This is a genomic window from Streptomyces sp. NPDC055140 (assembly GCF_053607285.1).
The window spans coordinates 277,144-296,490 of record NZ_JBSGTG010000009.1 but is presented as its reverse complement, the minus strand read 5'-3'; the positions used below and the strand labels follow the sequence as shown (position 1 = coordinate 296,490).

Here is a 19,347-nt window from a genome sequence, read left to right as displayed (position 1 = left end):
CGCTCCCGGGTGCCCACACCGGCGACAGTATGGGCCGATCCCTCAACGCCGCGCGTGGCGGACCTTCAACCGGCCGAACCCCATGGTCCCGGAGATCCGAATCCGCGGTCCGCCCCGGCCGGAGCGCCGCGGGGCCTTGTAGCGCAGGTCCTTCCACCCCGTGTGCAGACCCTCCAGGTCGACGATCGCGTCGCGAGGAACCGTGATCTTGGCCCTGCCGGTACCGACCTGGAGCTCGATGTCGACTGCCGGGTGCTCGAAGACCGCCCGGGACAGGTCCAGGCGCACGCTGCCGAAGGCGGACTCGACCTTGAGGTTCCGAGGGACCTTCCATGCACCGCGCCGCCTGATCCGTCCGCCCAGGGCGCCGATCGTGGACGAGGTGCCCGCATCCTCCTCCGGGAGTGAGGCGAGAGCCGGCTCGAGCTCGCGGTGCGTCCTGGCGGTGAGGACCTGCTGCAGACGGTCGTCCATCTCCTCATGCGAGATGTGCCCCTCGGCGTACGCCTCCTGCACACGCTGCACGGCTGAGTTGCGGTCGTCTTCGCTGATCGGGCGTGTCGGATTTTCCTGCGGGAGAGTCACCATTTCACTCTAGTGTCGGGGATTCCGCTGCCGCCGAGGAATCCTCGCGGCCAAGGCCCACCCCGGGAAATCGGTCTGCGCCTATCCCCACTGAGCAAGCGGCGCACGACTAGTGTGCACCCCTGACAAAACGTCACGAAAGGAATCCCTCATGGCCTCTCGACTCAATCCGTACATCAGCTTCGCCGGTGACGCCAAGCAAGCCATGGAGTTCTACAAGAGCGTTTTCGGCGGCGCCCTGTCGGTGAACACGTACGGAGCGTTCGGTTCCGAGACGCCCCCCGGGTACGCCGACAAGGTCATGCACGGCACGCTGGAGGCCCCGAACGGCTTCACGCTCATGGGCGCCGACAACCCTCCGGGCATGGAGCTCAAGCAGGGCAACAACTTCTCGGTGAGCCTGAGCGGCAACGACGCCGACGAGCTGCGCGGCTACTGGGAGAAGCTGTCCGCCGGTGGCAACGTGGCGGTCCCGCTGGAGAAGCAGATGTGGGGTGACGTGTTCGGCATGTGTACCGACAAGTTCGGCATCACCTGGATGGTCAACATCAGCGAGGCCGGCGCCTGACCCACATCACCCAGGAGCGGAACCGTGTGAGTGCCTCGGTCAGGTTGCCGGAACCGCACGCCGCATGGAAGGCCTTCTCGGAGGTCCACGCCCAGACCTGGTCACACGGCGTGCGGTTGATGCACCGGCGGGGGTGGTCGCCCTCCTCCCGGGCGCAGGCCGGCGGTGTCGCGTCAGCTGCCCCTACGCATCAGCAGACGCCCCTGGCGGAACCGTTCACCCTCGCCCGGCTCGCGCAGCATCCGGCCCACCTCTGCGAATCCGGCCTCGGCGGCCATCTTCGCCAGGTCGTCGATCGGCCACCGGTAGGCCGTCACCACCTTGTGGTCGAACTCCGTGACCGGATCGTCCCCGGACTCGAAGAAGCCGAGCAAGAGGTGGCCGCCGGGTGTGAGTACACGGCGGAACTCGTCGAAGTACGAGGGCACGTCCTGCGGTTGGGTGTGGATGACCGAGTACCAGGACACGATGCCGTTCAGCGAGCCGTCGGCCAGGCTCAGCGCGTCCATGGAGCCGACCTCGAACCGCAGGTCCGGGTAGGTCTCGCGGGCCAGATCGATCATCACCGGCGACAGGTCGACGCCGAAGACATCGAGGCCGAGGTCCCGCAGGTGCGCGGTCGTACGCCCGGGGCCGCAGCCCAGCTCGGCCACGGGCCCGCCCTCGTTCGTCGACGCGAGTTCGGCGAACGCGGCGAGCACCGCGCGGTCCAGCGGCTGTCCGTCCAGCGCATCGCGGGTGAATTCGGCGTAGAGGACGGCCACGGCGTCGTAGGCGTCCGCTGTCGCATTGTGGTGTGAGGGAGTTTCAGTCACAAGCGACGAGACTAGAGCCACGCCTGGTCGCGCCGACAAGTGCTCCGTCGGACGGGCCGTCCTCCCCGCGACCACCCCCCGTGTCGGTCAACTGCCTTGACCTGCAGTTCGTTTGGCGACAGCCGGCTCGTGACGCGGCCGCCGCACCCACACGGTCACCGGCCCCCAATCGGATCTGTTCGGTGCGCACGCCGCGTCAGTGGGTGGTCGATCGCTTCGACCAGCCAGTCCAGCTCCGCCTGGTCTCCGAGTACGGGATTCGAGAGCTTCCCGACGCCGTCGATGGTGATCTCGACGACGTCCCCGCCCCGCAGGGTGAAGTCGAGTCCCGGCACGATGCCGGTGCCGGTGGACAGCACCGCGCCGTCGGGGAACGGCTGGGAGCGCCAGAGATGGTCCACCAGTCCTTGCGGGGGACGGTGGAAGGAGGCCGTGGTGGTCGTCGCCTCGTAGGCGACGGCGCCGTCCCGACGCACCTCGAGGGCGATCTTCAGGGCGGTCGCGTCCTCGATCTCCCAGAAGGGCACTATGCCCGAGGACACCGCGGCGCTTCCGGCATAGATCTTGGCCTGGGGCAGATAGAGGGGGTTCTCGCCCTCGATCGATCGGGAGCTGACGTCGTCCACGATCACGTAACCGACCGTCTCGCCGTGCCGGTTGAGCACGAGGCCGAGTTCGGGCTCGGGGACATCGAGGTCCGAGTCGTCCCGTACGGCGATCGGCTCGTCGTCGGTCACGACCCGCCAGGGCTGGGACTTGAAGAACAGCTCCGGGCGCGCGGCGTCGTAGATCCGCTCGTACACCGACTGCTCGGTGCTCTCCGCGACCCGGGCGTCCCGGGAGCGCTCGTACGTGACACCGGCGGCCCACAGTTCCATCAGGCCGTCGAGCGGCGGGAGCAGCAGCACGTCACGTACCGGCAGGCCGGGGTCGGTGGAGGCCAAGGTGGCCTCCACCAGCGTGCGCAGGTCGGCTCCCGGCAGTCGCAGCAGGTCGGCGATACGCGGTGCGCCTTCGAAGGTGCGGATGGTTCCGGTCTCGTCGGCGACTCCGGCGTGTACGGCCCCGGTGTCGTCAGCGAAGCGCACGATGCGCGTCATCTTCGGTCCTCTCTGCGGGAGTTCGGGTGGTCTGACCCACCCAGTGGAAGCCGGTGACCACGACGGCCCCGGCGGCGGCGACCGCCGCGATGACATAGAGGCCGCCGGCCCCCGAACCGGTACCCGACTCGACGGCTCCCATCACATACGGGCCGACGAAACCGCCGAGGTTCCCGAAGCCGGAGATCAGCGGGATGGTGGCGGCGATCTGGATGCCGGTGAGGATCGTCGGCGGAACCGTCCAGAACACCGGCTGCGCGCCCAGGAAGCCGAAAGCGGCGACACACAGGGCGGCGACCGCGGGCACCGGCGGCAGGAGCACGCCGCCGAGCAGTCCGGCGACGGTCAGTACGAGGGCGATCCGCAAAGGCCCGCGCCGGTCGCCGGTGCGGTCGGAGTACCAGGGCAGGATCACCACGCCGAGCAGGGCGAACACCCAGGGCAGCGCGGAGACGAAGCCGATGCCGACGTCGCCGAGCCCGTCGATGCGCCCGACCAGCGCGGGCAGCCAGAACGTGACGCCGTACACGCTGATCTGGATCGCGAAGTAGACGAACATCAGGCGGAGCACCCGGCTGTCGCTGATGACAGCGCGGGCACGCCGGGGTGAGCGCACGCTCGGGTCCGGGCGGTCCGCGGCGATGCGGTCGGTGAGGAGGACCTTCTCCTCGCCCGTCAGCCAACTCGCCTGCTCTGGGCGGTCGGTGAGGAGCCAGGGGACGGCGATGGCCAGCAGAACGGTGGGCGCTCCCTCCAGGAGGAACATCCACTTCCACCCGTCGAGCCCGGCCAGCCCGTGGAGCCCGATGAGATAGCCGCCGAGGGGGTTGCCGATGATGCTGGAGATGGCGACGGCGGACTGGAACATGCCGGTCGCCTTGCCTCGGTCGGCGGCCGGGAACCAGTACGTGATGTAGAGGATCACGCCGGGGAAGAAGCCGGCCTCGGCGGCGCCGAGCAGGAAGCGCAGCGCGTAGAAGCTGGTGGGGCTGTTGACGAGTGCCATCGCGCAGGACAGCAGGCCCCATACGAACATGAGGCCGGCCAGCCAGCGGCGGGCGCCTATCCGGTGCAGAGCGAGGTTGGACGGGACGCCCAGCACGGCGTAGCCGACGAAGAAGACGCCGGCGCCGAGGCCGTAGGCCGCGGCGTCGATTCCCACGTCCGCCTCGAGATGGGGCTTCACCAGCGCGACGTTCGTGCGGTCCAGAAAGCTCAGTACGAACATCAAGAAGAGTGGGGGGAGCAAGCGCCGGGACACCTTCCGGCGCACGCTCTCCAGGGTGGGAACCACGTTCATCGGACCTCCTGCGGTCCACGCTGACTCGCGTAGGGGGCTGCGGCTGTCTGTCAGATGTCTGGCCTGGGGGCGCCGTAGACATCTGACCACTGGACCGTAGCGACAGCCCAACTGGTGGGCAATACCTGGGAAGCAACGAGATGATCTGCGCGAAACATCTGGCAAGCGCGGCAGACATCTGACATCTTGGCCATCAACCCGCCGAAAGCCCGGAACACGGGTCCACCGCGCCTCGTCTACTCGTCACCTCGCCAACCCCGCGCACACAGGAGTGACCGCCGATGACTGCTCGTATCGTCGATGTGGAAACGATCGACGTCCGCTTCCCCACCTCCAAGGACCTCGACGGCTCCGACGCGATGAACGACTCGCCGGACTACTCGGCGGCGTACGTGGTGCTGCGCGTCGGCGGCGGTGACAAGTTCACGGACGTGTCCGAAGGACACGGCTTCACCTTCACCATCGGCCGCGGCAACGACCTCGCGGTCCAGGCCGCACGGGCGATCGGCGAGCGGGCCATAGGTCTCTCCGTCGCCGAAGTCGTGGGCGACCTGGGCGGCTTCTCCCGCCATCTCCTCGGCGACAGTCAACTGCGCTGGCTGGGCCCCGACAAGGGAGCGATCCATCTCGGCACGGCCGCGGTCGTCAACGCCGCCTGGGATCTGGCCGCCAAGCTGGCGGGCAAACCGGTGTGGAAGCTGCTCTCCGACTTCTCACCGCAGCAGTTGGTGGACCTGGTGGACTGGCGCTACCTCAAGGACGCGCTGACCCCGCAGGCCGCGCTCGAAATGCTCGAGTCCCGGGTACCGGGCCGCGCCGAACGGGAGGCGTACGTGCGCCGGCACGGCTACCCCGCGTACACGACCAGCGCGGGCTGGCTCGGTTACGACGACGCCAAGTTGGCCCGGCTGTGCAAGGAGGCCGTCGCGCAGGGCTGGGACGCGGTCAAGCTCAAGGTCGGCGCCGACCTCAAGGACGACATACGCCGCTGCCGCATCGCCCGCGAGATCATCGGCCCTGACCGCAGGCTGATGATCGACGCCAACCAGACCCTCGGCGTCGAGGAAGCGATCGCCTGGGCGGACGCGCTCGCGGAGTTCAACATCTGGTGGTTCGAGGAGCCGACCAGCCCGGACGACATCCTGGGTCACGCAGCCATCGCGCAGCGCATCGCGCCGATCCACGTGGCCACCGGTGAACACGCCCACAACGCCGTGATGTTCAAGCAGTTCCTGCAGAGCAAGGCGATCGGCATCTGCCAGATCGACGCCTGCCGGCTCGGCGGCGTGAACGAGGCGGTCGCCGCCCTCCTGCTCGCCGCCGCGCACGACGTGCCGGTCTGCCCGCACGCGGGCGGAGTCGGCCTGTGCGAACTGGTGCAGCACCTGTCGATCTTCGACTACGTGGCGGTCAGCGGCTCGATGGAAGACCGCGTCGTGGAGTACGTGGATCACCTCCACGAGCACTTCCACGACCCCGTCCGCATCCGCGGCTCGCGCTATCTGGTGCCCGAGGCTCCGGGTTACAGCGCGCAGATCCGCCGCGAGACCCTGGAGACCTACCGCTACCCCACCGGTCCGGTCTGGGGCGACTCCGACCAGATGGGATCCTGACCCCATGTCAACCAAGAGAGATGCGGACGGCTCCGGCGAGAGCGGACTCAGCGTCGTCGACGTGGCGATCAGCCGCCTCAAGAAGCGCATCGAATCGGGCGAGTTCGCGCCGGGCCAGCGGCTTCCCCCGGAGACCGCGCTCGCGAACGAGCTGGAGCTGTCCCGCCCCTCTCTTCGCGAGGCCGTACGCGCCCTCGCCATGGCCGGGGTTCTCGACGTGCGCCGGGGTGACGGCACGTTCGTCACGGATCTGCGGCCGGACCGGCTGGTGCGCGCCATCGGCAGCTTCCTGGACCTCGCCAACGACACCGGCCTCGACGAGATGCTGGAGTGCCGCAAGGTCATCGAGCCGGGCGCCACCGCGCTCGCGGCGACCCGGATCGACGCGGCCACCCTCGACGCCCTTCACCAGCGCATCGAGCGCATGCGAACGATGCACGACCCGGAGGAGCTGGTCCGCGAAGACCTCGCGTTCCACGCCGACATCGTCGCCGCGACGGGCAACCGCACCCTTGAGTCGCTGCTCTCCTCGGTCACCCAGCAGACGGCCAGGGCCCGCATCTGGCGAGCGCTGATCAAGTCCGACGTGCTCGCCTGGACCCACGAGCAGCACATGGACATCTACCGCGCCTTGCGCGCCCACGACAGCCTGGCCGCCTTCACCGCGGCCAGCCGGCACGTCAACGATGTGGACGCCTGGGTGCGTGACCGTCTCGACGCGGTGCGGGACCGCGCCTGAGGGAGCGGGGCGCTGCCGCCACCGGTCGTGTCACGCGCGCCCCAGGACGACGAGCGCGACCAGCAGCACGGTGACGGCGGCGCTCATGCCGTGGGCGACGACCGCGGTGAGCGGGAAGTTCCGTTCGGCGGTGGCATGCCCCTGCGAGTGTCTCCCCCGGCTGGGCAGCCAGCGGAAAAGCATCATGAAGCCGAAGGCGGCCACGATCAGAACGACAGCGCACGCGGCCCAGGCCGAGCCGCGCGCGTTACCGACGAGGTACGCGGTCCAGGAGGCAAGTCCGGCGACAGCGAGCGCGATGTGGCCGAGGACGAGCCACAGCGGCAGCCGCGTCACACCCGGCGTGCGCTGTTGCAGCCCGCCGTGGCGGATCCACACCGTCGCCAGATATCCGCCCAGGCTCGCGGTGACCAGCCAGACACACAGCACGGCGACACGCATACGCTCCCCCTCGGCATCCGTTGCCCTTCGACCCAGCACAGCGCACCGCAGGGACGACCGTTCAGACGTCCATTCATCAATTCACTCGTAGGGATGAATAGAGGCGCTAACTCCCCCGAACTCAACGGCCCGCCCCTCTTATCTCGGTCGAGTACCGGCTGGCGCCGGGGGCGCAGTACCCGGGGCCGCTGGAGGACTGCTACGCGGGGCTCGCCTGGGCCACCGGGCACGCGGCCGAACTGGACATCGACCCGGACCGCATCATCATCGGCGGGAAGAGCGCCGGCGGCGGGCGGGCCGCGGCCCTCGCCCTGCTGGCCCGCGACCGCGGCGGTCCCGAGCCGCTGGGGCAACTGCTGCTGTGCCCCATGCTCGATGACCGCGGCAGCACCTTCTCCAGTCGACAGATGTCGGGCCTCGGGCCTTGGGACCTCACCTCGAACACCACCGCGTGGCAGGCCCTGCTGGGTGATCGCTACGGTGCCGAGGACCTGCCCCCGTACGCGGCCCCCGCCCGCGCCGCGGATCTCTCACAACTCCCACCGGCGTATATCGACGTCGGGTCGGCAGAGATGTTCCGGGACGAGGGTGTCGCCTACGCGGGCGCCATCTGGCAAGCGGGCGGCCAGGCTGAACTGCACGTATGGCCCGGCGCCTACCACGGCTTCGACAGCGTGGCGCCAAAGGCGACCCTCAGCCGGGACGCGCGCAACGCCCGCACCCGCTGGCTCCAACGCCTGCTCGCCCACCGCCGTACCTGAGCCCCCTGCCCCAGCGCTCGCACCACGGCACCGGCTTGGGGGAACAAGTCAGCGAGCTTGGAGAGTTGGTATGCCACGGCTCGACCACTATCCAGCGAATGGAACAGAATATTCCGTTCGAAACGATATCTTGACGGCATGTCAATGTACGGTTTTGTCGGGATCTCGGCTGGATCGACCCAGCGGCGACAGTGTCGCGGCGGCCCACCGCTGGACCTGAGGCACAGAACGGGGGTTGAGACCCCGTGTCGCTGATGCGCCCAGCCCTTGCCATCCCGAACACCCGGACACGATCCCCTCTCGTATCCCGCCACGAGTGGGAGGGTTACCGCTGCGAGTCGCGGCTGGTGCGTACGCCCGCGCCGCGTATCGCGCCCTTGGTGCTGGTGGGCGGTGCGTTCCAGACCAAGGAGAGTTGGGGTCGTCTGGAACGTGAACTGCTCGCGCACGTGGACGTGTTCACCGTCGACCTGCCGGGCTGGGGCGCCGGGAACGTCCTCCCCGACCGCCATGGCGCGGACTTCCTCGCGGACGCTCTGGGTCACATGCTCGACGAGTCGGGGCTGACCTCCGTCAATCTCGTGGGCGGTTCGTACGGCACGGCGATCGTCTACCGCCTCGCGCAGCGGCGGCCCGAACTGGTCGAGAGGATGGTGCTGGTAGGGACCATGACGTCCATTCCCGGGCACGCCCGGGTCGCCATGCGCCGGACTCTGGACCTGCTCGCGGACCGGCGTATGGAGGAGTTCGCCGAGGAGACCGTCGCGTTCATGGTCAACGCCGATCGGATCGACTCCGTCACCGCAGGCTCCCGGGTTCGCCGCTTCCTGATGCGCCGGATGCTCAACCTGAGCGAGGAGGACGTCGCGAAACACCTCGCCAACACGATGCGTCTGCTCAGGCACGAGATGCTCGACACGAGCCGGCCGCCGGCCATGCCGGTCCTGGTCGCCACCGGGGAGCACGACACGTTCACCACTCCGGACCTGTGCCGCGACCTCGCGGCCACGTGCTCCGACAGCTGGTTCACGCAGGTGGTCGACGCCGACCACATGCTTCCGCTGGAGCGGCCGGTCGAACTCGCCGATCTGATCACACACTTCCTGGCGGGCGAGCCGTTGGAACAGCTCACGTACTGCCGCGGGGTGGAGCGGACTTCCCAGCCCTGCCCAGCACGGTGAGTACGCCCGACGGCGTCACCGGCAGTTCTTGATCATGTGACTCTCGGTCAGCGTGCTCGTTGGTGGCGTATGGAAAACGTGAGTCGCGGCAGCCCAACGGCTCGGCAGGAACTCCGGGGTGCGCGACTCCGGTCGAAAGGGGACCCGCACTCGATGCGCATCCAAGTCATCACGGTGGGTTCGACCGGCTCGGTCGCCCCCTACACCGGACTCGCACACCGGCTGTCGGCCGAGGGGCACACCGTCGAGATCGTCACCCACGCCAAGTTCGCGCCGATGGTTGCCTGTTGCGGACTTCGCATGGAGCCGCTCGAAGCCGACCCCTTCGAGGCGCTGATCGGCGCCCACAGCGGCCTCAGCTGTGCAGGGCATCCATCAAACGCCCCTCGTTCACCCCAGCGCCAGGCACTCAAGTCGCTCAAGCCGCTACGGTCACTCGTCCGGACGACCGAACAGGCCATGCTCTCGCTGGTGGACGCCATCCTCGCCGCGGTGGATCCGAAGGCCGACCTCATCCTGCTGTCGACCATCGCGGCCCCGATCGGCGCGGCCATCGCGCGCTACCACCGCATTCCCACCATGGGCGTCTTCCTTCAACCCGACGTGCCCACAGCCGAGTTCGCCCCGTGCACGATGACCTGGCAGAGCCCAGGCCGCACCAACCTCCTGCGGGGCCACGCCGCCAACGCCCTCTTCGACACCCTGTACCGCACGGCCAATCGCGCCGTCCACGCCCGCCTGGGTGTCGACCACCGCAGCGCCCATCGCCTGCGCAGCGTCCGCGAACGCAATCAGTGGCCGATCTGGCACGGCTACAGCCCCTGGGTGGTGCCACGTCCGGCGGACTGGCGGCCCGGGCTGCACGTGGCCGGGTACTGGTGGCCGCACGAATGCCCGAACTGGCAACCACCAACCCTGGTACGGGACTTCCTGGCCGCCGGACCACCTCCGGTACTCATCGGTTTCGGAAGCATGATGCCCGGCGACCCCGAGGAGCTCGGTCGGATCGCAGCGCAGGCGCTGCGTCGCGCGGGACTGCGTGGAGTCGTCCAGTCGGGCTGGGCCGGCCTCTCGGTGGTCGACGACGACGTCATCACCGTCGGCGAGATCCCGCACAGCTGGCTGATGCCTCAAACGGCCGCGGTGGTCCACCACGCGGGCGCCGGCACCACGGCGGCCGGTCTTCGGGCGGGCGTTCCGGCGGTACCGGTCCCGGTCATGACCGATCAGCCCTGGTGGGCCGCCCGCCTTGTGCAGCTCGGAGTGAGCGCGGAAGCACTGCCCTGCACGGAACTGACCGCCGCACGATTGGCCGACGCGCTCACCCGGGCGACCCGGGACCGCGCGCTGTCGCGGAACGCCGCGGCAGCGGCCGTACGGCTTGCGCAGGAGGACGGAGCGGGGGCCGTGGCCCGCGCGGTCGCCGCGCTCGGCTGATCCGCGTCGGCCCGCGCGTGCGCCGGCCCCACGCTCGCCCGGACACACCGAACGGAGCAGGGCACCCATCAACATTGCCTTGAGGACCCCCTATGACCCAACCAGCCCCGCCATCACACCTCGCCACCTCGACCACACCGGAACACAACAACTCGCGCCCCACCACCGCCATGCCACCGCTGGACGCCTGGATGCACCGCCAGCAGAGCAGCGGCGGCTCCAACATGACGGCCGCGCTGCTCGCCTGGTTCGAGGGGCCCCCGCCCACGCTGTCGGCCCTTCGCTCCTTGGCCGAGTACCGCCTGGCACCCTACGAGCGGCTACGACAGATGCCGAGCGCAGCCGATCCCACGCACGACAGCTGGCCGCTGTGGTCGACCGGCCCGCACTTCGAGGCCGCTCACCACATCGTCGAAAGTCCCGGCGCCGCCACGACGGAACTCGAAGTGGACATCGCAGCCCTCTTCACTGCGCCGCTCGACCCCCGCCGTCCGCCATGGCAGTTGCACCTCATCCCCACCATGGGCGGCTTCGTTCTCCTGTTGCGCGCCCACCACGCACTGCTCGACGGCAGGTCGATCGCCACATTGCTCCGCGCCCTGTTCGACGAGACCGCCGCCCAACGCCCTCCGCGGGTCGGCAGCGCTGCGACAGCGGAGGCACCCTCCCGCGCCCGTCAACTCGCCTGGACTCTGGGCGACTTGCTCCCCAAAGCCCGCCCACTGCCCTTTCACGGTCCGGTGGACCCTTACCGTGTCCTGTCCTTCCGCCAGGTGCCGCGCAAGGAACTCGATGCCGCCCGCGTCTCGTTGCGCTCCGCCACGTCAGCCGAACGCGCCTCCACCAACGCGGTCTTCCTCGCCGCCACCGCCGGAGCGCTGCGAACCCTGGGCGTCACCGGCCGCCCCCTGCCGGCCTGGCCCGGCATCTGCGCCCTGGTCCCCGTCGACGTACGCACCGACGAGGAATCACAACTCCTCGGCAACCACTACGCCACGGTCCGGGTGCCGCTCCCCCAACAGCGGGACGCGCGGGAGAGACTCGCTGCCGTCGACTCCTTCATCCGGCGCGCCGCGATCGGGGCCAGGGCCCGCACCCAGGCGGCCGTGGTCTCCTCACGACCACACAGGATCACCCCTCTGAACAACGCAGCGGGCCGTTACGTCGATTCACCTCGCTACTTCTCCCTCCTCTGCAGCAGCGTGTCCACACACGCCGGCGAACTGACTCTCGGATCGGCGCGACTCACCGCGATGGCAGGCATCCCACCACTCGGCCCGGGCCACCCCCTCGCAGTCACCGCCATCCATCACGGCAGCACCTGCGTCGTCACCGCCGTCACCGACCACAACCATCGCGACCTGGCACAACCACTCGCGGAACGAATCCACGACGAGATCCGCATCCTGGCCGACTGAACGACTCGAGGAAGACGGCGGTCAGCCGGTTCGGCTGAAGCCGCTGTGCCGCAATCCACGTGTACGTGCGCCGCGCGGTGCCGACCCCGCGGGTCGGGTCAGGCAGTGGCCGTCGACGCCTGGAAGTAATGCCCCTTGTCGAAGTCTTCGAGGAGGCCGGGGTGGGCCGGCTCCCAGGCAAGCAGTTCGCGGGTCAGCGTGTTCGACGCCGGGGCGTCGATGCCGATGAAGGCGGCCAGCCAGGCGAAGTGCTCGGCGGCGTTCTCGGGAGCCACGGAGGTCACCGGCACGCCGAGGTGACGGCCGATCACTTCGGCGACGTCGCGGAGCGCGACCCCCTCCTCCGCGACGCCGTGCAGCACGGATCCTGCGGGGGCCTTCTCGACCGCGAGGCGGAACAGGTGGGCGGCGTCGAGGCGGTGGACGGCGGGCCAGCGGTTGGCGCCGTCGCCGACATAGCCGGAGACGCCCTTGGCGCGGGCGGTGGCGACCAGCGTCGCCATGAAACCGTTGTCCCCGTCGCCGTGGCAGGTGGGAGAGAGCCGCACCACGGACGAGCGCACGCCCTGCGAGGCGAGGTCGAGCACCGCCTGAGCGGTGGCCACCCGGATGGCGATCGGCGAGCCGTCGTTCGTGGGCATGTCCTGCTCGGTCGACACCCGCCCGGGCGCGAGGCCGGCCACGCCGGAGGCGATGACGAAGGGCCGGTCGGTCCCCACGAGCGCGGCGCCGATGGTGTCGACGGCGCGGCGATCCGCCTCCGCGGCCCCCTGGAAGTCGCCGGAGAAGGCGATGTCGTGCTTGAAGGCGAGGTGGATCACCCCGTCCGACGCGGCGGCCGCGTCACGGAGTATGCCGAGGTCGTCGACGGTGCCGCGGACGACCTCCGCCCCTGCGGCGGTGAGCACGGCCGCGGAGGCGTCGGAGCGGGCCAGCCCGACCACCTCATGTCCCGCGTCGATGAGCTCGGGAACGACGGCGGAGCCGATCCAGCCGGAAGCGCCGGTCACGAAGATGCGCATGAGGAACCCCAAAAGAGTCGATGGCAGGTGCTGCCAAGGTGATGTCAGTGCCTGTCATCAACGCTACACCTGATGTCATTCACTGTCATCACGTAAGATCTGCGCATGGGTAGATGGGAGCCGAACGCGCGTGGGCGTCTGGCGAACGCGGCGTTGGAGCTCTACAGCGAGCGCGGGTTCGAGCAGACGACCGTGGCGGAGATCGCGAAACGGGCCGGGCTCACGGAACGCACGTTCTTCCGGCACTACGCGGACAAGCGCGAGGTCCTTTTCGCCGGCTCCAGCCAGCTGGAGGAGGCGTTCGTGAAAGCGGTCGCCGACGTGCCGAAGTCCGCGACGCCGATCGACGCGGTGGCCGTGGGCCTTGACGTGCTCGCCGAATTCTTCGTCGACCGCCGCGACTTCGCGCGGCGGCGGCAGGCCGTGATCATGGCGACGGCGGAACTCCAGGAGCGCGAACTCATCAAGCTCGCCTCGATGTCAGCGGCGCTCGCCGACACCTTGCGCGGGCGCGGCGTGGCGGAGCCGGCCGCGAGCCTGACCGCCGAGGCGGGGGTCGCCGTCTTCAAGGTGGGTTTCGAGCGCTGGATCGGCGCGGCCGAGGAACGTGAGATGTCGCGGTTCATGCGGGAATCGCTGGACGAGCTCAGGACGGCGCTGACGGGCAACTAGCCTGCCTCTTCTCCCTGTCACGTGCCTTTCCTGCGTACGCGCAGATTGTGCTTGCGTGCCCATTTCAGTACTTCGGCGAGTGCCGGGAAGCGCTCGTGCAGTTGCTGGGCGTTGCGGTCGAGTTCCTCCATGAGGCGCTGCGAGCGGTGCTCCGTGTCGAGTTCGTCGAGGATGCGGTCGATCTCGGTGAGCAGGGCCCCCTGCAGATGCCACTGGCGCGGGTCGCCCTGGACGGTGTCCAGAAGCAATCGCGCGACGTGTTCGCGCTGGGCATCGGCGGCGCCGAGATGGCTGACCAGGCGGTCCTCGGCCGTTTCCGATTCCGAACTGGTTCCGGTGGAGACGAGTACGGCGAAGCTGACCACCGCGTCCGCGACATGCCCGAGCAGATCGCGCATCGCCATCGACACCTCGGGTTCGAGCAGCCACTCCTCTTCACGCTGTTTGGCCAGGTCCGTCAGGGTCCGGGCGATGACGCGCAGCACGACGGTGCAGATTTCGAGTGTGTCGAGACCGGTCCGTAGGACCACGCGATGCAGTCGCCCCTCCCGTACGCGCGGATTGAGCCGGAGACTGTCCTCGGCCTGCCGCAGGGAGGCGTCCACGTCGGCGATGTCCTGATCGAGGCGGCGTGCCTCGTGGAGTCGTTCCGCAGCGAGTGGCCAGGGGGTCTCGGCGTCGAGCTGGTCGCTCAGTTCGAGGAGCAGGCGGCGCATGCGCCGGGCGAGGTCCTCCAGGGCGTCGCCCGCCGTGTCCACCCAGAGGGGCGGGGCGAAGAACAGGTTGAAGGCGAGCCCGGTCAGGGCTCCGATCAGGGTTTCCAGTACGCGGTCCCATGCGCTCGATGCCACTTGGGTGACGCCGAGTACGAGCATGGCGCTGATCGCCACCTCGGGCACGAACTCGTTCGCGCGGACGAGGGGCCCGATGATGAGGGAGGCGAGGATGATCAGCCCCAGGCTCCACCAGCTCAACCCCACCAAGGCGCTGAACCCGATGGCGATGAACACTCCGACGACCACGGCGTTGATGCGGCGGATACTCATCTTCACGGTCGCGTAAAGGGTCACCTCCACGACGAGGAGAGCGGTCAGCGGCGCGGTCAGCGGGACCGGTTCGCGGCTGAGGTGCAGGGCGATGACGTAGGCGATCGTCGCGGCGACGGTGGCCCGTAGCGTCTGCACAGCGGCCGGATGCCTCAGCCGCTTCACGAGCCGACTGCCGCGGGGGACACGGCTCAGCAGCTTCACCAGCCGCTCGGGTAACAGACGCATCCTCAGTCCCTTCCCCGATCCGTGCGGCATGTCCCGGCCGCGTAGACCGCCCGGGTCATGCCGGACGAGCTCGAGGGCGCTCGGCGCTCGCGCTTCATGCCCATATCTGTTTACTTCGCCGCGCAATCCCCGTAGCATCCCCGAAAACGCAGAGTCTCGGACATCAAACGGACGTAAATCCACATCCGTGGAGAGCCTCTCACCCTTCGCCTCCAGAAAGAGGGTCAACTCATGCCGCAGCGCACTGTCGTCATCGGTTCGCGCACCGGGCTGCACGCCCGCCCGGCTTCCGTCTTCGTCCAGGCCGCCTCGAAGCAGCCGGTCAAGGTGACGGTGGCCCGTGAGGGGCAGAGCCCGGTCGACGCACGGAGCCTGCTGTCCGTGCTCGCACTCGCGGTGAAGCACGGTGATTCCGTGGTACTCGCAGCCGAGGGCGACGGCGCGGACGCCGCCATAGACGAACTGGCCGCGCTCATGGCGACCGACCTCGACGCCAGGGGGTAACGGTCAGCTCGTCGCCGTCTCCGTGCGGGACGGACGCCTCGACGGCATCTACGCGATCCTCAACCCCGAGCTCAGACGCGTGGGGCAGGTTATCGATGGCTGCCGTCGGCCGGCCGATCGGCTATCGACCGGCGGTGATTCCGGTGAGGATGAGGTCGATGCCGGCGAGGAACTCTTCTCGGTCGTCGTGATCGCGCAGTCGGCCCGCGACGCTACGGGTGAACGCGTACTCGTCGGGATCGAGGTTTGCCCATACCGCCGAGACGGCGCCCAGAAACTCGGCCCGGTCCGTGTCCGGCGGGACCGAACGGGCGTTGGCAGCGTTCTGTCCGGCCACTCCGAGGATGTAGCTCCACAGCGCGGACGCGACGGTGAACTGATCGGCGGCGGGCACTCCGAGCGCTTGCACCTGGCGCCCGATGTGTTCGAAGACCCGCATCATCGGCGATTGCCCCGGGGCGCGGGTGAGTTGGGCCCCGATCCACGGGTGATCGTCGATCGCGTCGAACGCCCCGAGCGCCAGGGCGCGGATCGCGTCCTGCGGCGTGGCGTCGGCGGTTTCGGCGGTCATGGCGCCGGCGACGACGGCGTCGGTGGCGGCACTGAGGAGTTCGTCCTTGCCCGCGACATGCCAGTAGATCGCGCCCGGCCCCGTGGCGAGGCGCTCGGCCAGCGCGCGGAACGTGAGTCCGCTCTCACCCGCCGTGTCGAGAAGCCCGATCGCGGCCTCGACGATCCGCTCACGGGAGAGCGGCTTCTCCCGTCGCTCTGGACGACGCGTCCTGGTTGCCATGCGCACATCCTGACATACGTCTGGAACCTCGTTCCAGCTTGACATCTCTGGAACAACATTCCAGGCTGGCTCTGGAACAACATTCCAGAGATATGTGACCTGCCGGATTCCCGCCCGGCTGGCGTGCACAGGCAAGGAACCACCATGACCTCACCCGTAACGATCATCGGCGCAGGCCTCGGGGGGCTGACCCTCGCCCGCGTGCTCCACGTCCACGGCATCCCCGCGACGGTCTACGAGGCCGAGCCCTCGGCCGAGGCCCGCACGCAGGGCGGCCAGCTCGACATCCACCACCACAACGGGCAGCTCGCGCTGGAAGTGGCCGGCCTCACCGCCGAATTCCGCGCGATCATCCACGAGGGCGGCGAAGCCACGCGCGCGCTCGACCAGCACGGAAAGGTGCTCCTCGACCAACCCGACGACGGCAACGGCGGGCGGCCCGAGGTGCTCCGCGGAGACCTGCGGCGCATCCTCGTCGACTCTCTGCCCGCGGGGACGGTCCAGTGGGGGAAGAAGCTCACCGGCGTCGCGGCGCTCGGCGACGGGCGGCACGAACTGACGTTCACGGACGGATCCACCGTGAGCACCGAACTCCTCGTCGGCGCGGACGGCGCCTGGTCAAAGGTCAGGCCGCTGCTCTCCGACGCCAAGCCCGAGTACGTCGGCACGACGTTCATCGAGACCTACCTGTACGACGCCGACGAGCGGCACCCCGCGGCGGCCGAGGCGGTCGGCGACGGCGCGATGTTCGCCCTCGCCCCGGGCAAGGGGATCGCCGCGCACCGCGAGGCGGGGAACATCCTGCACACGTACGTACAGCTGAAATGCCCCGTCGAGTGGATCGCCGGCATCGACTTCACCGACGCCGCCGCGGCAGGAGCTCGAGTCGCGGCCGAGTTCGACGGGTGGGCGCCGGAGCTCACCGCGCTGATCACTGACGGCGAAACCACACCGGTACCGCGCACCATCCACACGCTCCCGAACCGGCACCGGTGGGAGCGCCTGCCCGGGGTGACGCTCATCGGTGACGCTGCGCATCTGATGCCGCCGTCCGGCGAGGGCGCGAACCTGGCGATGCTCGACGCCGCCGAGCTCGGGCAGGCGATCGCCGGGCACCCCGACGACCTCGAAGCTGCACTCACCGCCTACGAAGAGGCGATGTTCCCGCGCAGCGAGTCGGAAGCCGCGGATGCGCACCAGCTCATGGCGCTCTGCCTCGACGACCGGGCACCGCACAGCCTCATCGACTTCCTCACCGGCTGAGATGATCCGCGGTGCCGGTCTGTTCAGGACGGGGCGCCGGTCAGAACTTCCACCTTGCCGGTGTCGAGTGAGTAATAGGCGCCGACCACGGCGAGGCCGCCCTTGTTCACGAGTGGGGCAAGGTCGTTGTTGGTGCGCAGATCGGTCGCGGTCAAGGTGACCTGCGCGCGGGCCATGGTCTCGACGGGGTCGTCGCCACCCTCGCGGGCTGCCTGCCGATAGGCCGGTTCCAGAGCCTTGACGATCGCCTGCAAGTTGCCCGGCAGCGGTTTGCCGTCACGCAGGGACTCGTACGCCGCCTTGACCGCGCCGCACCGCTGATGGCCGAGGACCACGATGAGAGGGGTGCCGCTCGTCATGGGCCCGTATTCGACCGAACCGGTGACCACCGGCCCGATCGCCTCCCCGCCCGTGCGCATCACGTAGAGGTCGCCGAGCCCGGTGTCGAAGAGGAGTTCAGGCGGGACGCGGGAGTCGATGCACGAAAGGACCGACCCGTACGGCTCCTGCTGTTGAGCCACCAGCTCACGACGGTCCAGATCCCGGTCGGGGTGCTGCAGGTCCCCGCTCACCCAGCGCTTGTTGCCCTCCATCAGCCTCGCGAACGCCGCCGCGGGCGTGGTCGGCGGCGGCATCGGCGTAGTGCTGGACGGCTTTGTGCTGGACGGTGTCGTGACGGCGCTGGTCGGTGTGCATCCCGCGAGCGCGACCGTGGCACTCGCAAGTGCCCCGGCGAGCAGAACTCTGCGTTTCGGAGACTCTGCCGTGTCCATAGGTCGTTCCCCTCGGTGCCGCGTGCCGCTCACACACGCCCATGCGTCCTGACAGGGGCGATTGTGCTGCCAGATACGGGTGAAGTGACCGCAGGCACGAGCGGGCGCGCGGCGCATTGCCACCGGCGGGCTAGGGCCTTTCGTCCGGATCAGGCTGGATCAGGGAGCGGGGTCTGGTGCGTGCAGCTGCAAGGCGGAGATCGCCCGGGTGTTCGGGTACAAGCGGGCACGGGATCAGCGTATGCGGGCGTCCCCTGAGTAAGGACGCACGGACTCGAGTGCCGGCGGCTCAGCCGTCGGCGGCGAGGCGCCCCAGCCACTCGGTCAGCAGGTGTTGTTCCGCCCCGCTGAGGGTTGTCTGTTCGGGCAGCGCGGCACGCAGGGCGCGCGCCGCGCCGGCCGGGCCCGCGGCCTGCACGGCCGGTTCCTGGTTGGTGACGGTAGCGACCATGGACTCCCGGAGCGTCGTCAACAGGGCCGGATTGCGCTGGTCTTCGGGCAGTGACAGCCAGGTGAGGACCGCGCCGCGCGCCGTGGCATGGATGATCATGGCGGCCAGCTCCTCGTCGACCCTGAGCCATCCGCCGGCGGCGAGCCGCCGGATGCGCCCCATGAGGATCTTCATGCCTGCCTCGAACGCGGCCGACGAGGTGGTCGTGGGTTCGCTGTACATCAGCGTGTACAGCGCGGGGTTGTCGAGCCCGAACTCGACGGCCAGATCCCAGCCGGCCCGCAGGTCCTCGATCGGGTCCTGCGGATGGGGGGCAACGGTCTTGCTCGCGAGAAACCTGGCGAAACCGTGTTCGGCCACCGCTTCGAGCAGACCGTCCTTGTCGCCGAACAGCCGGTAGATGGCGGGTGGTTGCAGGCCCGCCGCGACCGCCACGGCGCGCGTCGTGACCGCGTCACGGCCCTCACGCGCCAACAACTCGGCGGCGGCCTCGATCACCCGCTGCCGGGGCTCGCGCTCCGTGGGTACGGTCGCGGGTTCGACGGCGGCCGCGCGGCGGCTCCCTCGTGAACGTGGTGGCATATATCAACGATACACCACGGGCGTTACCATCGTTAATATCAGTGTTACGCTGAAT

The 19,347-nt window shown here is 69.2% G+C and carries 19 protein-coding genes and 1 pseudogene; 10 read left to right on the top strand and 10 right to left on the bottom strand.

Annotated elements, in window-relative coordinates:
* Positions 1-42 precede the first annotated feature (42 nt).
* The gene (locus ACWFR4_RS20135; protein ID WP_453469420.1) at positions 43-588 is read right to left on the bottom strand and encodes a DUF1707 SHOCT-like domain-containing protein; all 546 of its coding nucleotides are present in this window, start codon (positions 586-588) and stop codon (positions 43-45) included.
* Positions 589-736: 148 nt separating this feature from the next.
* Between ACWFR4_RS20135 and ACWFR4_RS20130 the strand changes: the two genes are divergently transcribed.
* Entirely contained in the window at positions 737-1,153 is a 417-nt protein-coding gene (locus ACWFR4_RS20130) for a VOC family protein (RefSeq protein WP_453469419.1), read from the top strand.
* A 173-nt stretch (positions 1,154-1,326) separates the two neighbouring features.
* On the opposite strand, the gene ACWFR4_RS20125 is transcribed toward ACWFR4_RS20130, so the two are convergent.
* From ACWFR4_RS20125 to ACWFR4_RS20115, 3 genes are all read right to left on the bottom strand, one after another.
* Positions 1,327-1,968 carry a class I SAM-dependent methyltransferase gene (locus ACWFR4_RS20125; protein ID WP_453653707.1) on the bottom strand — a complete coding sequence of 214 codons (642 nt, stop codon included), beginning with the start codon at positions 1,966-1,968 and terminating at the stop codon, positions 1,327-1,329.
* Between the two features lie 155 nt (positions 1,969-2,123).
* Positions 2,124-3,068, bottom strand: a complete 945-nt coding sequence (locus ACWFR4_RS20120; RefSeq protein WP_453653705.1) for a fumarylacetoacetate hydrolase family protein — start codon at positions 3,066-3,068, stop codon at positions 2,124-2,126.
* The gene (locus ACWFR4_RS20115; RefSeq protein WP_453653703.1) at positions 3,043-4,368 is read right to left on the bottom strand and encodes an MFS transporter; all 1,326 of its coding nucleotides are present in this window, start codon (positions 4,366-4,368) and stop codon (positions 3,043-3,045) included. The genes ACWFR4_RS20120 and ACWFR4_RS20115 overlap by 26 nt, the downstream gene beginning before the upstream one ends.
* A gap of 281 nt (positions 4,369-4,649) precedes the next feature.
* Here ACWFR4_RS20115 and ACWFR4_RS20110 point away from each other — a divergent pair, with 281 nt between their 5' ends.
* Positions 4,650-5,981, top strand: coding sequence for an enolase C-terminal domain-like protein (locus ACWFR4_RS20110; RefSeq protein ID WP_453653701.1), 1,332 nt, complete (start codon positions 4,650-4,652; stop codon positions 5,979-5,981).
* Between the two features lie 4 nt (positions 5,982-5,985).
* On the top strand, positions 5,986-6,720 hold the full coding sequence (locus ACWFR4_RS20105) for a FadR/GntR family transcriptional regulator (protein WP_453469322.1): 735 nt from the start codon (positions 5,986-5,988) through the stop codon (positions 6,718-6,720).
* 30 nt (positions 6,721-6,750) lie between these two features.
* Here ACWFR4_RS20105 and ACWFR4_RS20100 read toward each other — a convergent pair whose 3' ends face one another.
* Positions 6,751-7,161 (bottom strand): hypothetical protein, encoded by a 411-nt coding sequence (locus tag ACWFR4_RS20100; RefSeq protein ID WP_372561187.1) that lies wholly within the window; start codon positions 7,159-7,161, stop codon positions 6,751-6,753.
* 137 nt (positions 7,162-7,298) lie between these two features.
* Here ACWFR4_RS20100 and ACWFR4_RS20095 point away from each other — a divergent pair.
* The 4 genes and pseudogenes from ACWFR4_RS20095 to ACWFR4_RS20080 form a co-directional block, all read left to right on the top strand.
* Positions 7,299-7,922: pseudogene (locus tag ACWFR4_RS20095) on the top strand (alpha/beta hydrolase); the annotation flags it as partial.
* A gap of 347 nt (positions 7,923-8,269) precedes the next feature.
* The gene (locus ACWFR4_RS20090) at positions 8,270-9,103 is read left to right on the top strand and encodes an alpha/beta fold hydrolase (protein ID WP_453469471.1); all 834 of its coding nucleotides are present in this window, start codon (positions 8,270-8,272) and stop codon (positions 9,101-9,103) included.
* Between the two features lie 153 nt (positions 9,104-9,256).
* On the top strand, positions 9,257-10,540 hold the full coding sequence (locus tag ACWFR4_RS20085; protein ID WP_453653699.1) for a nucleotide disphospho-sugar-binding domain-containing protein: 1,284 nt from the start codon (positions 9,257-9,259) through the stop codon (positions 10,538-10,540).
* A 92-nt stretch (positions 10,541-10,632) separates the two neighbouring features.
* A complete protein-coding gene (locus ACWFR4_RS20080; RefSeq protein WP_453653697.1) occupies positions 10,633-11,958 on the top strand; it encodes a wax ester/triacylglycerol synthase domain-containing protein in 1,326 nt (441 codons plus the stop codon).
* A 98-nt stretch (positions 11,959-12,056) separates the two neighbouring features.
* Here the strand turns inward: ACWFR4_RS20080 and ACWFR4_RS20075 are convergent, their stop codons facing one another.
* Positions 12,057-12,980, bottom strand: a complete 924-nt coding sequence (locus ACWFR4_RS20075; RefSeq protein WP_453653695.1) for an SDR family oxidoreductase — start codon at positions 12,978-12,980, stop codon at positions 12,057-12,059.
* Between the two features lie 105 nt (positions 12,981-13,085).
* Here ACWFR4_RS20075 and ACWFR4_RS20070 point away from each other — a divergent pair, with 105 nt between their 5' ends.
* Positions 13,086-13,652, top strand: a complete 567-nt coding sequence (locus ACWFR4_RS20070; RefSeq protein WP_453653693.1) for a TetR family transcriptional regulator — start codon at positions 13,086-13,088, stop codon at positions 13,650-13,652.
* A 17-nt stretch (positions 13,653-13,669) separates the two neighbouring features.
* Here ACWFR4_RS20070 and ACWFR4_RS20065 read toward each other — a convergent pair whose 3' ends face one another.
* Positions 13,670-14,926 (bottom strand): FUSC family protein, encoded by a 1,257-nt coding sequence (locus ACWFR4_RS20065; protein WP_453653691.1) that lies wholly within the window; start codon positions 14,924-14,926, stop codon positions 13,670-13,672.
* 231 nt (positions 14,927-15,157) lie between these two features.
* Between ACWFR4_RS20065 and ACWFR4_RS20060 the strand changes: the two genes are divergently transcribed.
* Positions 15,158-15,430, top strand: coding sequence for an HPr family phosphocarrier protein (locus ACWFR4_RS20060; RefSeq protein WP_453653689.1), 273 nt, complete (start codon positions 15,158-15,160; stop codon positions 15,428-15,430).
* Between the two features lie 121 nt (positions 15,431-15,551).
* On the opposite strand, the gene ACWFR4_RS20055 is transcribed toward ACWFR4_RS20060, so the two are convergent.
* Complete coding sequence (locus tag ACWFR4_RS20055; RefSeq protein WP_453653687.1) at positions 15,552-16,223, bottom strand: TetR/AcrR family transcriptional regulator; 672 nt, start codon at positions 16,221-16,223, stop codon at positions 15,552-15,554.
* 144 nt (positions 16,224-16,367) lie between these two features.
* On the opposite strand from ACWFR4_RS20055, the gene ACWFR4_RS20050 reads away from it, so the two are divergent.
* Positions 16,368-17,486, top strand: a complete 1,119-nt coding sequence (locus tag ACWFR4_RS20050) for an FAD-dependent oxidoreductase (protein WP_453469181.1) — start codon at positions 16,368-16,370, stop codon at positions 17,484-17,486.
* A gap of 23 nt (positions 17,487-17,509) precedes the next feature.
* Here ACWFR4_RS20050 and ACWFR4_RS20045 read toward each other — a convergent pair whose 3' ends face one another.
* Both ACWFR4_RS20045 and ACWFR4_RS20040 read right to left on the bottom strand, forming a co-directional pair.
* A complete protein-coding gene (locus ACWFR4_RS20045) occupies positions 17,510-18,121 on the bottom strand; it encodes a carbonic anhydrase (RefSeq protein ID WP_453469180.1) in 612 nt (203 codons plus the stop codon).
* A gap of 427 nt (positions 18,122-18,548) precedes the next feature.
* Positions 18,549-19,292 carry a TetR/AcrR family transcriptional regulator gene (locus ACWFR4_RS20040; protein ID WP_453469179.1) on the bottom strand — a complete coding sequence of 248 codons (744 nt, stop codon included), beginning with the start codon at positions 19,290-19,292 and terminating at the stop codon, positions 18,549-18,551.
* Between the last annotated feature and the right edge of the window lie 55 nt (positions 19,293-19,347).

Coding starts and splice junctions, on each gene's coding strand:
- ACWFR4_RS20135 (WP_453469420.1), bottom strand. CDS start 588: ATGGTGACTCTCCCGCAGGAAAATCCGACACGCCCGATCAGCGAAGAC.
- ACWFR4_RS20130 (WP_453469419.1), top strand. CDS start 737: ATGGCCTCTCGACTCAATCCGTACATCAGCTTCGCCGGTGACGCCAAG.
- ACWFR4_RS20120 (WP_453653705.1), bottom strand. CDS start 3,068: ATGACGCGCATCGTGCGCTTCGCTGACGACACCGGGGCCGTACACGCC.
- ACWFR4_RS20115 (WP_453653703.1), bottom strand. CDS start 4,368: ATGAACGTGGTTCCCACCCTGGAGAGCGTGCGCCGGAAGGTGTCCCGG.
- ACWFR4_RS20110 (WP_453653701.1), top strand. CDS start 4,650: ATGACTGCTCGTATCGTCGATGTGGAAACGATCGACGTCCGCTTCCCC.
- ACWFR4_RS20105 (WP_453469322.1), top strand. CDS start 5,986: ATGTCAACCAAGAGAGATGCGGACGGCTCCGGCGAGAGCGGACTCAGC.
- ACWFR4_RS20100 (WP_372561187.1), bottom strand. CDS start 7,161: ATGCGTGTCGCCGTGCTGTGTGTCTGGCTGGTCACCGCGAGCCTGGGC.
- ACWFR4_RS20085 (WP_453653699.1), top strand. CDS start 9,257: ATGCGCATCCAAGTCATCACGGTGGGTTCGACCGGCTCGGTCGCCCCC.
- ACWFR4_RS20080 (WP_453653697.1), top strand. CDS start 10,633: ATGACCCAACCAGCCCCGCCATCACACCTCGCCACCTCGACCACACCG.
- ACWFR4_RS20075 (WP_453653695.1), bottom strand. CDS start 12,980: ATGCGCATCTTCGTGACCGGCGCTTCCGGCTGGATCGGCTCCGCCGTC.
- ACWFR4_RS20070 (WP_453653693.1), top strand. CDS start 13,086: ATGGGTAGATGGGAGCCGAACGCGCGTGGGCGTCTGGCGAACGCGGCG.
- ACWFR4_RS20065 (WP_453653691.1), bottom strand. CDS start 14,926: ATGCGTCTGTTACCCGAGCGGCTGGTGAAGCTGCTGAGCCGTGTCCCC.
- ACWFR4_RS20060 (WP_453653689.1), top strand. CDS start 15,158: ATGCCGCAGCGCACTGTCGTCATCGGTTCGCGCACCGGGCTGCACGCC.
- ACWFR4_RS20055 (WP_453653687.1), bottom strand. CDS start 16,223: ATGGCAACCAGGACGCGTCGTCCAGAGCGACGGGAGAAGCCGCTCTCC.
- ACWFR4_RS20050 (WP_453469181.1), top strand. CDS start 16,368: ATGACCTCACCCGTAACGATCATCGGCGCAGGCCTCGGGGGGCTGACC.
- ACWFR4_RS20045 (WP_453469180.1), bottom strand. CDS start 18,121: ATGCCGCCGCCGACCACGCCCGCGGCGGCGTTCGCGAGGCTGATGGAG.
- ACWFR4_RS20040 (WP_453469179.1), bottom strand. CDS start 19,292: ATGCCACCACGTTCACGAGGGAGCCGCCGCGCGGCCGCCGTCGAACCC.